This window comes from Streptomyces yerevanensis (assembly GCF_000716805.1).
Classification (GTDB): domain Bacteria; phylum Actinomycetota; class Actinomycetes; order Streptomycetales; family Streptomycetaceae; genus Streptomyces; species Streptomyces flaveus.
In genome coordinates, this window is the sequence record NZ_JNWJ01000091.1 from 22762 (window position 1) to 36811 (window position 14050).

At 70.3% G+C, this 14050-nt stretch carries 13 protein-coding genes and 1 pseudogene; 7 read left to right on the forward strand and 7 right to left on the reverse strand.

What is annotated here, in order from left to right:
• Nucleotides 1-133: 133 nt before the first annotated feature.
• From thpR to OP79_RS45375, 3 genes are all read right to left on the reverse strand, one after another.
• A complete protein-coding gene (gene thpR, locus OP79_RS45365) occupies nucleotides 134-703 on the reverse strand; it encodes an RNA 2',3'-cyclic phosphodiesterase (protein WP_033329036.1) in 570 nt (189 codons plus the stop codon).
• Nucleotides 704-754: 51 nt separating this feature from the next.
• On the reverse strand, nucleotides 755-2134 hold the full coding sequence (locus tag OP79_RS45370; protein ID WP_033329037.1) for an MFS transporter: 1380 nt from the start codon (nucleotides 2132-2134) through the stop codon (nucleotides 755-757).
• A 67-nt stretch (nucleotides 2135-2201) separates the two neighbouring features.
• Entirely contained in the window at nucleotides 2202-2639 is a 438-nt protein-coding gene (locus tag OP79_RS45375; RefSeq protein WP_033329038.1) for a MarR family winged helix-turn-helix transcriptional regulator, read from the reverse strand.
• A gap of 155 nt (nucleotides 2640-2794) precedes the next feature.
• On the opposite strand from OP79_RS45375, the gene OP79_RS45380 reads away from it, so the two are divergent.
• Nucleotides 2795-2977 carry a hypothetical protein gene (locus OP79_RS45380; RefSeq protein ID WP_033329039.1) on the forward strand — a complete coding sequence of 61 codons (183 nt, stop codon included), beginning with the start codon at nucleotides 2795-2797 and terminating at the stop codon, nucleotides 2975-2977.
• A gap of 5 nt (nucleotides 2978-2982) precedes the next feature.
• Here the strand turns inward: OP79_RS45380 and OP79_RS45385 are convergent, their stop codons facing one another.
• Entirely contained in the window at nucleotides 2983-3333 is a 351-nt protein-coding gene (locus tag OP79_RS45385; RefSeq protein ID WP_078492449.1) for a DUF2530 domain-containing protein, read from the reverse strand.
• Between the two features lie 153 nt (nucleotides 3334-3486).
• Between OP79_RS45385 and OP79_RS45390 the strand changes: the two genes are divergently transcribed.
• Nucleotides 3487-5919 (forward strand): HAD-IC family P-type ATPase, encoded by a 2433-nt coding sequence (locus tag OP79_RS45390; protein ID WP_051745641.1) that lies wholly within the window; start codon nucleotides 3487-3489, stop codon nucleotides 5917-5919.
• Between the two features lie 3 nt (nucleotides 5920-5922).
• On the opposite strand, the gene OP79_RS55725 is transcribed toward OP79_RS45390, so the two are convergent.
• Nucleotides 5923-6456, reverse strand: a complete 534-nt coding sequence (locus tag OP79_RS55725) for a helix-turn-helix transcriptional regulator (protein ID WP_157857496.1) — start codon at nucleotides 6454-6456, stop codon at nucleotides 5923-5925.
• 280 nt (nucleotides 6457-6736) lie between these two features.
• Here OP79_RS55725 and OP79_RS45400 point away from each other — a divergent pair, with 280 nt between their 5' ends.
• The 5 genes from OP79_RS45400 (at nucleotide 6737) to OP79_RS55730 (ending at nucleotide 10526) form a co-directional block, all read left to right on the forward strand.
• The gene (locus OP79_RS45400) at nucleotides 6737-7042 is read left to right on the forward strand and encodes a hypothetical protein (RefSeq protein WP_033329041.1); all 306 of its coding nucleotides are present in this window, start codon (nucleotides 6737-6739) and stop codon (nucleotides 7040-7042) included.
• A 121-nt stretch (nucleotides 7043-7163) separates the two neighbouring features.
• Entirely contained in the window at nucleotides 7164-8075 is a 912-nt protein-coding gene (locus tag OP79_RS45405; protein ID WP_078492452.1) for an ATP-binding cassette domain-containing protein, read from the forward strand.
• Nucleotides 8076-8095: 20 nt separating this feature from the next.
• Nucleotides 8096-9613 carry a hypothetical protein gene (locus OP79_RS50825; RefSeq protein ID WP_051745644.1) on the forward strand — a complete coding sequence of 506 codons (1518 nt, stop codon included), beginning with the start codon at nucleotides 8096-8098 and terminating at the stop codon, nucleotides 9611-9613.
• Nucleotides 9614-9723: 110 nt separating this feature from the next.
• Complete coding sequence (locus tag OP79_RS50830) at nucleotides 9724-10350, forward strand: hypothetical protein (RefSeq protein WP_157857497.1); 627 nt, start codon at nucleotides 9724-9726, stop codon at nucleotides 10348-10350.
• An 11-nt stretch (nucleotides 10351-10361) separates the two neighbouring features.
• Nucleotides 10362-10526, forward strand: a complete 165-nt coding sequence (locus OP79_RS55730; RefSeq protein ID WP_157857498.1) for a hypothetical protein — start codon at nucleotides 10362-10364, stop codon at nucleotides 10524-10526.
• A 185-nt stretch (nucleotides 10527-10711) separates the two neighbouring features.
• On the opposite strand, the gene OP79_RS45425 is transcribed toward OP79_RS55730, so the two are convergent.
• Complete coding sequence (locus OP79_RS45425; protein WP_033329042.1) at nucleotides 10712-13855, reverse strand: sacsin N-terminal ATP-binding-like domain-containing protein; 3144 nt, start codon at nucleotides 13853-13855, stop codon at nucleotides 10712-10714.
• Nucleotides 13852-14050, reverse strand: a pseudogene (locus OP79_RS56620) (cobalamin biosynthesis protein CobW); the annotation flags it as partial. The pseudogene OP79_RS56620 and the gene OP79_RS45425, both read right to left, overlap by 4 nt.

Genomic DNA, 14050 nt, shown 5'->3' on the forward strand with positions numbered 1-14050 from the left:
TGCGGGCGGCAGCGGTCGGCTACATTCCGAGCGCTGACGCCAAGGCCACCACCACGAACATCAGCACAAGTACGCCGGCCATGATCCGGTTACGTGTCTTCGGGTCCACATGGTCGAGCGTAACCGCACGGCCTCAGGTGCCCGAGCCGAGGGTCCAGCGGGCGAGCGTCTCGTAGCGGGGGCGTTCGCCCGGTACGCCCGACTTGGGAAGATTGCTGCGGACCAGGCACAGCTCGGCCACGGTCCACGGGCGCCCGGCGAAGTCGTGCAGCAGGGCGGTGTACGGGGCGAAGTCCGCCGAGCCCCGGCTCCGGGCGACGGTGAGGTGCGGCCGGTAGCGGCGGTGCTCCTCGATCGGGACGCCCGCCTTGCGCGCCGCCGCCTCCGCTCGCTCGGCGAGCAGCCGCATCGTGCCCACGTCCCCGGTCGCGCCGATCCACAGCGCCCGGCCGCCGAAGTGGCCTCCGGCCCGCAGTTCCAGCGCGAACGGATCCGTCCGGTGGGCCGCCCGCTCGAGCCTCGCCGACAGCTCCGGTACGAGTTCGTCGTCGACCTCTCCGTAGAACGCAAGCGTGAAGTGCCAGCCGGGGCGGCCCGTCCAGCGCAGGCCCTCGGCACCTGGCAGTTTCTCCAACTGGTCGACGACCAGGGCAACTTCGGCGGTCACATCCTCCGGCGGCAGCACTGCGGCGAAGAGTCTCATGGAGCCAGTCTCCCCGCCGGACGGCCGGGACGGCGGCCCCACGCCCCCGCCCTACGCCACCGTCGCCAACTCCCGCTCCCGCTTCCCCTCCCGCGGGATGAACCGCACCCGCGGATGCCCGTGGTGCCAGCCCACCGACAGCCGCAGGCCGCCGACTCGGGCGAGGATCAAGCCCACCACCGCTGCCGCCAGGAGCGAGATCAGGCCGCCGAACGCGAAGCCGACGCGGGCGCCGAACGTGTCGGTGATCCAGCCGACGATGGGTGCCCCCAGTGGCGTACCGCCGACGAAGACCATCATGAACAGGCTCATGACGCGGCCTCGCATGGCGGGGTCGGTGGCCATCTGGACGCTGGCGTTGGCGGTGGTGTTGACCGTCAGGGCCGCCATGCCGGTGGGGATCATGAGCAGGGCGAAGAGCCAGTACGAGGGGGACAGCGCCGCCGCGATCTCCAGTACGCCGAACAGCAGGGCCGCGCCGACCAGGAGCCGCAGTCGCACCGAGCCGCGGCGGGCGGTGAGCAGTGCTCCGGCGACCGAGCCGACGGCCATGAGGGTGTTGAGGAAGCCGTACGTACCGGCGCCCGCGTGGTAGACCTCGTCGGCGAACGCGGTGAGCCAGATGGGGAAGTTGAAGCCGAAGGTGCCGACGAAACCGATGAGCACGATCGGCCAGATCAGCTCGGGCCGGGAGGCGACGTAGTGCAGGCCCTCGCGCAGCTGGCCCTTGCCGCGCGGCACCCGCTCCACCTTGTGCAGCTCGCTCGTGCGCATCAGGAGCAGGCCGGTGATGGGGGCGAGGAAGGCGAGGCCGTTGATCAGGAAGGCCCAGCCGCTGCCGACCGTCGAGATCAGGACGCCCGCGACGGCGGGGCCGATGAGGCGGGCGGAGTGGAAGTTGGCCGAGTTGAGGCTGACGGCGTTGCGTACCTGGTCGGGGCCGACCATCTCGGAGACGAAGGTCTGCCGGGTCGGGTTGTCGACGACGGTGACCATGCCGAGCAGGAACGCGATCAGATACACGTGCCAGACCTGCACCTGGCCGCTGAGCGTGAGCACGGCGAGCGCGAGACCGCACAGGCCGAGGGCGCCCTGGGTGAAGAACAGCATGCGGCGCTTGGGGTAGCGGTCGGCGATGACTCCGCCGTACAGACCGAAGAGCAGCATCGGCAGGAACTGCAGGGCGGTCGTGATGCCGACCGCGGCCGAGGAACCGGTCAGGCTCAGCACCAGCCAGTCCTGGGTGATACGGGACATCCAGGTGCCGGTGTTGGAGACGATGGCTCCGGTGGCGAAGAGCCGGTAGTTCCGGATCCGCAGCGAGCTGAATGTCGACGACTTGGCCGGCTGGGTCGTCGTCGTGGTGGTGTCGGTGGGGGAATCGGGGGTGTTCGGTCCGGGGGCGGAGTCTGCTCCGGGTCCCGTACTCAACAGGGTTCGCCTCCTCTGGCGTACGACTACAAGGGCTGCGTACGGCTGTGCAGTACGGCCCGTACGACTACAGGTGCGCCAGCTTCTCCAGGACGGGCGCCGCCTCGCGGAGCTTGGCCCACTCGTCCTCGTCGAGGCTGTCGACCAGTCCGGCCAGCCATGCGTTCCGCTTGCGGCGGCTCTCCTCGAGCATCGCCTCGGCGCGCTCGGTCTGCGTGACGACCTTCTGGCGCCGGTCGTCGGGATGCGGCTCCAGCCTGACCAGGCCCTTGGCTTCGAGCAGGGCGACGATGCGGGTCATCGAGGGCGGCTGCACATGTTCCTTGCGGGCGAGCTCGCCCGGCGTGGCGGTGCCGCAGCGGGCGAGGGTGCCGAGCACCGACATCTCGGTCGGGCTCAGCGACTCGTCGACCCGCTGGTGCTTGAGTCGGCGCGACAGGCGCATCACGGCGGATCGCAGAGAGTTCACGGCGGCAGCGTCGTCGCCATGGGTGAGGTCAGGCATGTTGTTTAGGGTAACTCATTACTCTCGCTAAAGACCACTCGGACGGTCGCCCTTTGCCCGTGACTCGGGCCACTGAACCCTGCCATCACCCATACGAGTGAGCCCAGGCCGAAAAGTCACACAGAACACGGCCGGCGACGGCGACCCTCGTACCCATGGGGACCAGCGTGCTCAGTCTGCGGATGGACGGGGAGTTGCTCGAACGGCTCCGGGACCGTGCGGCGAAACGGGGGATGAGCGTCCAGGACTATGTCGTCCAGATGCTCGTCAGGGATGACTTCGACGAGCGGTTCCAGACCGCGGTCGAGGAGACGGAGAGGTTTTACGGAGTTCCGTGACGGCCCTACGGGGTGACGTGACGGTCCTTCGCGGCGGCGGTGGAATCGGCGCCCGCATCGGCATCGGCATCCGCCTCGGCTCCCGCATCCGTCCGGGCATCGGCGTCGGCCTCGGCCGCGGCGCGTTTGATCGCCGCGTCCCGCCTGCGTACGTACCAGATGCCGATCAGCCCGAGTCCTGCACCGGCCAGGCAGGTCCACAGCCACCACAGATGTCCGTGGTCGTCGAGCCAGCCGTAGAAGGGAAGCTGCGCCAGGAAGAGGACGAACCAGAGGATCGCGCCACCCGTGACGGTGGCGACAACGGGCCCTTCAAGGGGTTCCGGTGCCTCGTGCCTGGGTGTCCACTTCGCCATGGGGACAGCTTACGGGGGTTGCGGGGGCGATCCCCGTGCCCTGGGCGCCCCGTACAACTACGGCACCATTTCCCCGCGTTCCCGTCCTCCCATGGTCGGATCTTTGCCGCGCCCGGCGTGTGAAGCCCCAAATCGCCCCGTACCGTCGACTGCATGACGTACATCGATGGGGGTCCCCCCGCTCGAGCGAATTCGAGAGTGGGGGAGGGCGCCGAACTCGATCCCGTGCACCCTGTGCCTGCTCCCCTCACCCGGGCGAGAGGCCTGACCGCCGCCGAGGTCGCCGAGCGGGTGGCCCGGGGCGAGGTCAACGACGTCCCCGTGCGCAGCAGTCGCTCCACGGTCGACATCGTCCGCGCGAACGTCTTCACCCGCTTCAACGCGATCATCGGCGTCCTCTGGGTGATCATGCTGGCCGTGGCGCCGATCCAGGACAGCCTGTTCGGCTTTGTGATCCTCGCGAACACGGGCATCGGCATCATCCAGGAGTGGCGCGCGAAGAAGACCCTGGACTCGCTCGCGGTGATCGGCGAGGCGCGGCCGACCGTACGCAGGGACGGGGCCGCCGCCGAGATCGGCACCTCCGAGATCGTGCTCGGGGACCTGATCGAGATCGGGCCCGGCGACAAGATCGTCGTGGACGGCGAGTGCGTCGAGACCGACAGCCTGGAGATCGACGAATCGCTGCTCACCGGTGAGGCGGACCCGGTCGTCAAGCAGCCCGGCGACCAGGTCATGTCGGGCAGTTTCGTGGTGGCGGGCGGCGGTGCGTTCACCGCCACGAAGGTGGGGCGCGAGGCGTACGCGGCGCAGCTCGCCGAGGAGGCGAGCCGGTTCACGCTGGTCCACTCCGAGCTGCGTTCCGGTATCTCCACGATCCTCAAGTACGTGACGTGGATGATGGTCCCGACCGCGATCGGCCTCATCATCAGCCAGCTCGTCGTCAAGGACAACGACTTCAAGGACTCGGTCGCGCGGACCGTCGGCGGCATCGTCCCGATGGTCCCCGAGGGTCTTGTGCTGCTGACGTCGGTGGCCTTCGCGATCGGCGTCATCCGGCTCGGCCGCAAGCAGTGCCTCGTGCAGGAACTCCCCGCCATCGAGGGTCTCGCCCGCGTCGACACCGTCTGCCTCGACAAGACGGGCACGCTGACCGAGGGCGGCATGGACGTGCGCGAGCTGCGTGCGCTGGACGGCAACGACGAGGCGTACGTACGCACCGTCCTCGGCGCCCTCGGGGACTCGGACCCGCGGCCGAACGCGTCCCTGCAGGCGATCATCGACACCTACCCGAACGGCTCGGGCTGGCGATGCCTTCAGTCGCTGCCGTTTTCCTCGGCACGCAAGTACAGCGGGGCGTTCTTCAGCGAGAGCGACGGCGACTCGAGTACGTGGCTGCTCGGGGCGCCCGACGTACTGCTGCCCGACGGGGACCCGGCGCTCACCGAGACCGAGCGGCTCAACGAGGAGGGACTGCGGGTGCTGCTGCTGGCCCGGGCCGCGCGCGAGCTGGACGATCCCGCGGTCGCCCAGGGCGCCGCGCCCACCGCCCTCGTCGTCCTGGAGCAGCGGCTACGGCCTGATGCCGCGGATACGCTCCGCTACTTCGACGAGCAGAACGTACGGGCCAAGGTCATCTCCGGCGACAACGCGGTGTCCGTGGGCGCGGTGGCCGGAAAGCTGGGGCTCACCGGGAACGTCGTGGACGCGCGCCGGCTGCCCGCCGAGCAGGACGAGATGGCCGAGGCACTGGACTCGGGCACCGTCTTCGGGCGGGTCACCCCGCAGCAGAAGCGGGACATGGTGGGCGCTCTCCAGTCGCGCGGGCACACCGTCGCCATGACCGGCGACGGTGTGAACGACGTGCTGGCCCTCAAGGACGCCGACATCGGCGTCTCCATGGGGTCCGGGTCGGAGGCCACGCGGGCCGTGGCGCAGATCGTGCTGCTCAACAACAGCTTCGCGACGCTGCCGTCGGTGGTCGCGGAGGGACGGCGGGTGATCGGCAACATCACCCGGGTCGCGACGTTGTTCCTCGTCAAGACGGTGTACTCCGTGCTGCTGGCGATCATGGTGGTGATCTCGCAGGTCGAGTATCCGTTCCTGCCCCGGCATCTGACACTGCTGTCGACTCTGACGATCGGGGTCCCGGCGTTCTTCCTCGCGCTGGCGCCCAACAAGGAGCGGGCTCGGCCGCACTTTGTGCGTCGGGTGATGCGGTATGCGATTCCGGGGGGTGCTGTTGCCGCGTTTGCCACCTTTGCCACGTATCTGATTGCTCGGGGGTACTACAGCGGGCCGGGGTCCTTGGCTGCGGAGACCAGTGCGGCGACGTTGACGCTGTTTCTGATCTCCATGTGGGTGCTGGCGATCATTGCTCGTCCGTATACGTGGTGGCGGGTGGGGCTGGTTGCGGCGATGGGCCTCGGATTCGTGCTGGTCCTCGTCGTGCCGTGGCTCCAGGACTTCTTCGCCTTGAAGTTGGTGGGGGCGCCCATGCCGTGGACTGCCGTCGGGATCGCGGTGGTTGCGGCGGGCACGCTGGAGTTCTCGTGGAAGTGGGTGGACCGCCGCTTCCCCGCCTAGAGGTCACGCCGAGCCGGGCCCTGACCCCACGGACAGGTGCTCACCCGGCACGGTCGAGGGGTAGAGCCTGGCCGCCTCCACACGATTCCGCGTGCCCAACAGACAGAGAATCCGGCTGACGTAGTGCTTGACCGTGGACGTGCTCAGGCTCAGCTCCGCCGCGATTTCCCGGTTCGTATAGCCGAGATGTATCAGGCGGAAGACGTCCCAGGCCCGGGCGGGCAGGTCAGAGCAGTCCGATGGACGGGTGTCGGCCGGATCGGGACGCCGCCGTACCTCATAGCCATGAGCGACGGCCAACAGAGCCCCCGCGATGGCTTGCACCGGGGAGCCTGCGGAGACCGTGGCCCTGAGTTGAAGGGCGACCAAAGAGGACTGCCAGTGGGAGAGCCATTCGTCGGGAGCCATGAGTACGGCCGGCAGCCGGTTGAACTCGTCATGAGAGAACAGGGAGGCCGGGAGTGCACGGTCTTCGGCGAGGAAGAGCAGGACTCCCGGTTCGGGGCCACTCCCGACGGATGCGTCATGCAGGGTCATCACAGAGGCGTACGGTCGCATCGCTCTGATCAGTTGCTGTGTTCGTGCACGTGTACCGCACACGACATGGATGTGCACAAGTCCCCCCAGGTGGTCAGCCTGCTCGTCTCCAGAACGTAACACGCAGCCGATCATTGAGACTTGGAGTTTTTGGGGCGCCATCGAGTCGGCCCCAGTGAAGTTTTGGCCATGTGGCCGATGCGCCGTCAGTTGCCGAAAGGTCATGATCATGACGCCTCTGTCGAACCAGCAGAGGAAACGATCCGATATGTGAGGCAACATGCGAAGAATCAGGATTGCCGCCCGCCAGGCCACAACCGTTGCCGGGGCAGCGGCGCTGCTCGTTGCGGGTGTCAACGTGGCACCGGCCGCAGCCGCGAATCCTCCGAGCTGTGTCGAGCGATCCACCTGGGAAGACGGCGCGCAGTCGTGGGCCAAGGCGAACAACACCTGTTCGTCCCGGAAGACCTTCTACTTCCAGTGGGACTGGGCGGTAGACGGTGACTGCAAGACGCTCAAGGCGGGTTACTACCGCAGCGAGTGGCGCGTGCGCCAGGCGAACTTCCGGTCCCTGGTGAACTGCTGAGCCAGTCACGAACCACAACGTTCCGCTTCCGCGCGCATGATGGGCGCGCGGAAGCGGAACTTCCGTCACTCTAATCGCTGCCGTCGATCACAAGGCGTTCAGCGGAAGGATCAACCGGCCCATGAATGCCCACATCGATCCCCGGCCCACGGACGAGCCAGAGGGACGACAGCCAACGGCCCGGACCATCGATCTGACGGTGCGCTACCGGGACAGAACAGCTCTGAGCGATGTGAGCATGGACATCGGCCGAGGTGTCACCGGACTGCTGGGGCCGAACGGCGCCGGCAAGACCACCCTCCTGCGCATCCTGGCGACGGTACAGGCCGCCACTCGGGGCCGGATCGAGTTGTTCGGCATCACGCCTGACACTCGGGCAGTCCTGAGGGAGACGCGGCACCGGCTCGGCTACCTTCCGCAGAATCCGGGCCTCTACCCGCACTTCACCGTGCGGGCCTTCGCGCTGCACTTCGCCGCCCTGAAGGAGATCGCCGGCCGCCCCGCGCGTCAGGCCGAAGCCGACCGTGTGCTGCAGGCAGTCGGCCTCGGCGACCGCGCGACCGTGAAGATCAAGACGCTGTCAGGAGGGATGCGGCAACGCCTCGCCCTGGCCTGCGCCATGATCGGCCGCCCGGACCTGCTGATCCTCGACGAACCCACCGTAGGTCTCGACCCGGAACAGCGCATGGGCTTCCGCGAGCTGATCGCGGACCTGGGCCGGGAACACTCCGTGCTGCTTTCCACCCACCAGACGGACGACGTGGCCTGGCTCTGCAACCGCGTCGTCGTACTGGACGAAGGCCGCGTCCGGTTCACCGGGGAACCGGCGGATCTCACCCGTACCGCCGAGGGCAAGGTGTGGCTGAGCCCGGCACGGGACGCGGGCGCTGTCGCCGGCTGGTTCATAGGACAGGGCGAGTACCGCAACATCGGCTCCCCTCCTCCGGACGCCAGGCTCGTCGAGCCGACTCTGGAGGACGGCTACCTTCTCGCCATGGGTTCGTTCATCAGCAGCGGGGTGAACGGGCGATGACGGGAGCCGAATGTTTGCGCATGGTCCGGCACCCCGCGGTGGCTGGGTCGGTCCTGCTCATCGTCGTCCTGTGGGGATGGGAGGCGGTCTTCTCACCCGAGTCGGCGGACTACGCCATCCTGCACGTGCAGTCGTACGAACTGCAGTCACCGCTGCTCGCGCCCGCGGCCGGCGTGCTGCTCGCTGCCAATCTCGCCGCTCTGCGGCCCTACCGGTACGGCACCATCGGCTCGTACGAGGCGTTGAGCCTGCCGGCCTGGCGCCGGTCACTGGCTCTGCTGCTGGCCTGTGTGCCGCCGGCGGTCGTGGTCCTTCTGCTCTCCTCACTCCGCATGTGGCAGTTCGCCGCCGCCGATGGGGCGGCCGGCCGCGTCGAGATCGCTGAAGTCGTCGCCCCCGCCGTGGTGGTCGTGCTGGCCGGGTGGCTGGGGGTGCTCGGGGCCCAACTGGTGCACTCGGTCGTCCTGGCCCCCGTCGCTCTCGCGGTTCTGGGCCTGCTGGTCCTGGTGGGTCTGGTCTCCGTCGATTCGCCCATGCGCTGGTTGTCGTTGGTCGCGGGGGAGGACGCCTTCGGGCCGCCCCTGCCGTCCGATCTGATGTACCGCCCCGCAGGCTGGCACCTGGTGTGGCTTTCCGCGCTGGCGCTGGCGGTCCTGGCCGTGGCCTTGCTCGTGTCCGGGGTCCCGCGCCGCTGGGGGGTTTCCGCTCTGGTCATTGCCCTGGCCCTGGCGGTACCGGCTGCCACCATGCAGACCCGGCCGGTTCCCGAGCGGATCGAGACGGCGCGGGAACGACTTCTGCTCGCCCCCGATGCCGAGCAGCGGTGCGAGCGGCGCGAGCAGATGACCTACTGCGCGTTTTCCGAGTTCGTCCCGTACATCGACGCCTGGCACGGGGTCGTCTCGGCCCAGCTCGGCTCGGTCCCGAAGGATGTCGCAGCCCGGCGGTACGCGGTGCGGCAACGCCTCTCCGTGCCGGCTGCCGACGAGTTCGGTACGTCCGGGGCGGCGCCCACGAAACAGTGGAACGAGCTGGACCGCAGGTCGGGCACTCCCGAGGCGGTCTCGGCCGCCACTTCCTGGTCGGCGGGGGGACAGGACAGCTTCGCGGAGAACGAAGTGCTGGGGTTCTCAGCCGCCTTCGCCTTCCGGGTCGTGTCGGGGAAACCCATCGGCGGAGACGGACTCACCCCGACGTGCGGTGGGCGGGGTGCGGTCGTCTTCTGGCTCGCGACGGCCGCGACGGAGGACACCAGGCTGGCCCTGCGCACCCTCAAGAGTCACACCGAGGGTGGCTACGGGTTCTCCATGCCACAGCTGGGCGCGGCCTCGGGACCGCAGTTCGGGTCGCGCGAACTGGCTCTGGGCGAGGCGATGCTCGCCATGTCGGAGAAGGACCGGCCGGCCATGGTCCGGCGGGTCGTCGCCGAGTGGGACGAACTGACGGCACCCAGTACGTCGGTGGAGGACGCGGCGCGGCTGCTGGGTCTCCCCCGGCCGCCCGCGGCGGCGGTCGACGAAGGGACGTGCGCCTCATGAGGCGCGACGGGGCCGGCAGGGCCGTGGACCACGGGGCTACCTCGAGTTCCCACGCCCCTGTCACCTCGGACGTCGGCCGATGGGACGCGGCGCTCTCCGTGATACGGAGCATGCGCTGGGTGCCCCTGCCGATCTTCTCCGGCATCGGGGTCCTGGTCGTGGTGGTCCCCCTGCTGACCGGGGCGCAGTTCGCCCTGCTGGACACCACTCTGACACTGCGTGCGGGAGCAGTGGTCGCGGTGCTGGGAGTGGCGTTCGCGCTGGACGACACGGCCGACGACATGACCCGCGCGCTGCCGTACCCGCGGACGCGCGTCGTCACCCTGCGAGCCGCAGTCGCGCTGGGGGCGGTGGCGCTCTCCTGCGCGGTGCAGTACGCGCTGGCCCCTCTGATCACGGCGCCCGGCCAGCCTGTGCCCGTCATGGGTCTGGTCCTCGAACCGGTGACACTCGCCGCGTGGACTCTGACCGCCGCAGCGGTGGCCGCCGGCCGCAGAGGTGAGGGCACCGGCGGAGTCGCGGCTGCGCCTTTGTTGGCACTTCTGGTGCTGGGCGCGGCTCTTCTGCCGGACCAGCTGTCCTTGTTCGCCGAGCTGTTCACCCCCGGATTTCCCGCGTCCCGGTGGCGGTGGGGCCTTCTGCTGCTTCTGGCCTGTGTGCTGTGGCGTGTGACGACGCGCGACAGCGGCTTGCCGCCACTGGTGACACGCCTGCGCGGCAGAACAACATCTGACTGAAAGGGCGTCACATGACCATCAGTAAGAAGTCCGTCATCATCCTGGCCGTCGTTCTCGCGGCTCTCGCAACCGTGGGATACCTGCTCTTCACCACTGGCGGTGAAGCGAGCGGAAAGGCTCACAAGGCGAAGAGTGGGATGTCGGCCGCGTCCGGCTATGAAGGGGCCGTGGTATGAGCCCGTCCATGTGAGGAGACGGCGGCTGCCTTGCCGGGACCGGACTCCTCCGCTCCCCGTCATGGCGTGCTTCCATCAACCGCGATGGGCTGTCGGCCTACCGATGGCCCATCACACTTTCCGCGACGGTGGAGCGCCAGGACGGGGACCGCAGTGCCCGAATGCACATGCCGGTCGGCGGTCCTTCAGTCGAACCAGCGGTCCCTCGCCAGCTCCTCCGTCCTTGACGGGTCCTCCAGCAGTGCCGCCACCTCGAAGCGCCGCGGCCACTGGCCCGCCGCCCAGGCCAGGCCTGCCGCCACGCCCTCCAGGGTGGCCGCATGCAGGACGCCGTCGCGGGTGCGGCGCCAGTCGAGTTCGGTGCCGTCCACGAAGAGTTCCTCGTGTTCGACGTATGTGGCGGGGGTCGCCGGGCCCAGCAGGACGCGGACCGGGTCCGGGACCTCGTGTTCGGTGCCCTCGCTGGTCACTTCGCCCGTGACCGATTCGCTGAGGCGTCGGACCTGGAACAGTTCGGCCAGGTCGGCGGCTCGGGACGGGCGTACGGGGAGCAGGGGGACCCCGGTCGTGAACGGGAGCAGATCCGGGGAGTCCACGACCACCGCGTCGGCCGCGTCCACGACCACGACCTCCCCGTCCCGCACCGCCCGCAGCTCGTCCGGCAGCGTCACCTGCTCCGGGTCCAGGTCCGCCAACGCGCCGTAAAGCGCGTGCAGTTGGGAGGATGAGACCTCGCGGTCCGGGTCGGCCAAACGGTCCAGGAGCTCGGCCGCGCCGCCGGGTTCGTCGAGGAGGGCGGCTACGGATGTGCGTACGCCCAGCGCCCGTAGGACCTGCTCGTCCTCGAAGCCGGTCGCGTCGGCGGCGTCGTACAGGCCGTGGAGGAGGGGATCGCCGCCCGCCACTCGCAGGCCGGCGGGGCGGCGGCCGTCCAGGACCGGGTGGCCGCGCAGCCACCACGCCGTGTACGGGCGGACGATCTCGTGCGTGCCGTCCGGCAGGAGGACGCGTACCGGCTGGGTGAGGGCGTCGCGCAGGGGCGGGCGGGAGAGCAGGGCGAGTGCCTGTGGCCAGCGGTCGTCGTCGACGAGGTCGAGGTCCCGTACGGCGACGATCTCCGTGGCGACCGGCGGCACGGGCGTATCGGGCAGCCGGTCGAGGACGTCCTCGCACCACACGTCGACGGCGTCGAGCAGCCCGATGTCGTCAGGTTCGGCGAAGTCGCCCTCTCGGGGCTCCAGTTCGTCCGGGTCGAGGACGACATCGGTGGCGCGTACGAGGGCGAAGTTCGCCAGCACGCCGCAGGCGGCCAGCGGCTGCTCGCCCCAGCGTTCGGCCAACTCGGCATCCACGGAGGCCAGTTCGTCCTCGCGCATGACCTGGGCGAAGGGGCTGCCGGGGAGGACGAGTTCGCCGGCCGGGGCCAGTTCGCCCTCGTCGTCCGGGAGGGCGAGGGCGCCGAGCCAGGGTTCGTCGCCGGGTTCGAGGCCCGCGTCGCGTACCAGGGCGAGGACGGTGTCGGCCAGTTCCTCGGCGTCCGGGGTGTCCTGCTCCCAGCCGGCGTCGTCGTCGAGGGAGGCCGCGACGGCCATGCGGACCTGCGGGGTGGTGAGGATGGCGCGCGGGGTGGCGGGCAGGGCGCCCAGCTTCTCCAGGAGCGGGTGGGCGGCTTCCTGGTGGGCGACCTTGAGGCCGAGGCGGGCGAGGATGTCGGAGGTGGCGGCCCAGGTGTCGTGGGGCGTGGGACCGTCGGGGACCGGCAGGAGGATCTGGCGGGGGCCGATCGTCGTACGCCCGTCCGCGAGCGGCACGGGCAGCCCCGAGAGCCGGTCCGGGTCGACCCCGGCGAGGCTGTCGTACAGCCGCCGCCACCAGCCGGGCTCCTTCTCCAGGCCCGCGAGCCGGTCGATCGCCTCGCCCAGCGGTACGCGTGCGACGCCCAGCGTCCGCAGTTCCACGCGGCGTTCGAGCCCGGCGGGCAGGAGGCTGGGCAGGACCTCGGCGAGGACCCGTACGGTTTCGGCGCCGGCCCCTTCCACCACCTCGGCGTCGCGAGGGCGGAGGGCTTCGGGCAGGTCGGTGTCCTCCGCGCCCGGCATGACCGCCGGCGGCAGGAAGGCGGTGCGCGGCAGCCGGTCCAGGATCGCCTGACGCAGCGCACCGTCCAGTTCGCCCTTGCCGAGCGGCCCCGGCACCAGGTCGATGATCCCGGCCGATACCGGCCGCCAGTCGGCGAGCAGTTCGGCGTACGCGTCCGCCGCCCGCTGCACCAGGAAGTCGGTCAGCGGGCCGGGGGCCGCATGGCGGCGGGTCGTGTCGAGGGGGAAGGAGGCGATGAGCAGGGCGGGCACGCCGAGGGCCTCGTCACTGGGCGTGGGCGCGTGGACGACGGGGCTGGTACGGGGGCGGACCGGGGCGCCGTCGGCGTCGACGGGTACGGCCCAGGTCACGGACCACTGCGGGCGCAGCCGCTCCTCTACGGGGCGGTCGGCGAGCAGGGCCGCTTCGAGGAGGCCGTGTGCGGAGACGGTGCGCCAGCGCGTCGTACCGTCCCGCGAGTCCTCGACGGTGACGATGCCGCCTTCGCTGTGCCGCCGCAGCGTGCGTACCCCCTCGTCCCCCTCGCCGGTCTCCACGACGACCTCCTCCAGGCCGGGCAGGGCGAGGAGCAGGGCGTCGTCGACCGAGTCGAGGAGGCGCTCGGTGAGGTCCTGGGCGGCCGGGTCGCGCAGCGGGAGGATCACGACGGTGTCGTACGAGTCCGGGGCCGTGCCCTCGGCGGCGAACGGCAGCCTCAGCAGGGGCACATGGCCGTCGCGGCGGCGGATCTCGTCGTCCAGGCCCGGACTGTGGCGGGCGGTGTCCGTGGCGGCTTCGCGGGCCTCGGCGAGGGACCAGCGGGCGCCGCCGTGCCGGCCGACGATGGCGGGCTCGTCGGTCACCGCGAGCACGGCGGCGAAGCCGACGCCGTAGCGGCCGACGGTGCCTTCGTGGTCCTCGCGCTTGGCGGAGGCCCGGAGGGTGGACAGCGACTCGACGCCGGCCGCGTCGAGGGGGGCGCCGGTGTTGGCGGCGACGAGGACGCCGCCGCGGAGGGTGAGCCGGAGGCGGCCCGGTACGCCGGCGCGGGCCGCGGCGTCGGCGGCGTTCTGCGCCAGCTCCACGACGAGGCGGTCGCGGTAGCCGCCGAGGGCCAGGTCCTCCTCGGCGTTCGCGTCCTCGCGGAACCGCGCCGGGCTGGTCGCCCAGGCATCCAGCACCCCACGCCGCAGCCGCCCCGTCCCGAACGGGTCCGCGCCCTCGGCTGCCGGCCGCACGAACTTGGTCACGGTTCAGTCTCCTTCTTCGGGTGGACGGCCGCACTCGCCGCACGAAAGGTATCGGGTGCCATGGCACTGCGTTCGCTTGGGCGGGTGGGTTCGTTGTTGGGTGCGGGTTCGTTGTGGCTGGTCGCGCCGTTCCCCGCGCCCCTGGGGTGGGTGGGGGGTGCGGGGTCGTGGGCCGGTGCGTCAGCCCGTCGCAGG

Bases quoted from the DNA above. Each gene is read 5' to 3' on its own strand.
- OP79_RS55730 (WP_157857498.1), top strand. From the start codon at position 10,362: ATGACCATCAGTAAGAAGTCCGTCATCATCCTGGCCGTCGTTCTCGCG.
- OP79_RS45390 (WP_051745641.1), top strand. From the start codon at position 3,487: ATGACGTACATCGATGGGGGTCCCCCCGCTCGAGCGAATTCGAGAGTG.
- OP79_RS55725 (WP_157857496.1), bottom strand. From the start codon at position 6,456: ATGACCCTGCATGACGCATCCGTCGGGAGTGGCCCCGAACCGGGAGTC.
- OP79_RS45385 (WP_078492449.1), bottom strand. From the start codon at position 3,333: ATGGCGAAGTGGACACCCAGGCACGAGGCACCGGAACCCCTTGAAGGG.
- OP79_RS45380 (WP_033329039.1), top strand. From the start codon at position 2,795: ATGGGGACCAGCGTGCTCAGTCTGCGGATGGACGGGGAGTTGCTCGAA.
- OP79_RS50830 (WP_157857497.1), top strand. From the start codon at position 9,724: ATGCGCTGGGTGCCCCTGCCGATCTTCTCCGGCATCGGGGTCCTGGTC.
- OP79_RS45400 (WP_033329041.1), top strand. From the start codon at position 6,737: ATGCGAAGAATCAGGATTGCCGCCCGCCAGGCCACAACCGTTGCCGGG.
- thpR (WP_033329036.1), bottom strand. From the start codon at position 703: ATGAGACTCTTCGCCGCAGTGCTGCCGCCGGAGGATGTGACCGCCGAA.
- OP79_RS45375 (WP_033329038.1), bottom strand. From the start codon at position 2,639: ATGCCTGACCTCACCCATGGCGACGACGCTGCCGCCGTGAACTCTCTG.
- OP79_RS50825 (WP_051745644.1), top strand. From the start codon at position 8,096: ATGGTCCGGCACCCCGCGGTGGCTGGGTCGGTCCTGCTCATCGTCGTC.
- OP79_RS45405 (WP_078492452.1), top strand. From the start codon at position 7,164: ATGAATGCCCACATCGATCCCCGGCCCACGGACGAGCCAGAGGGACGA.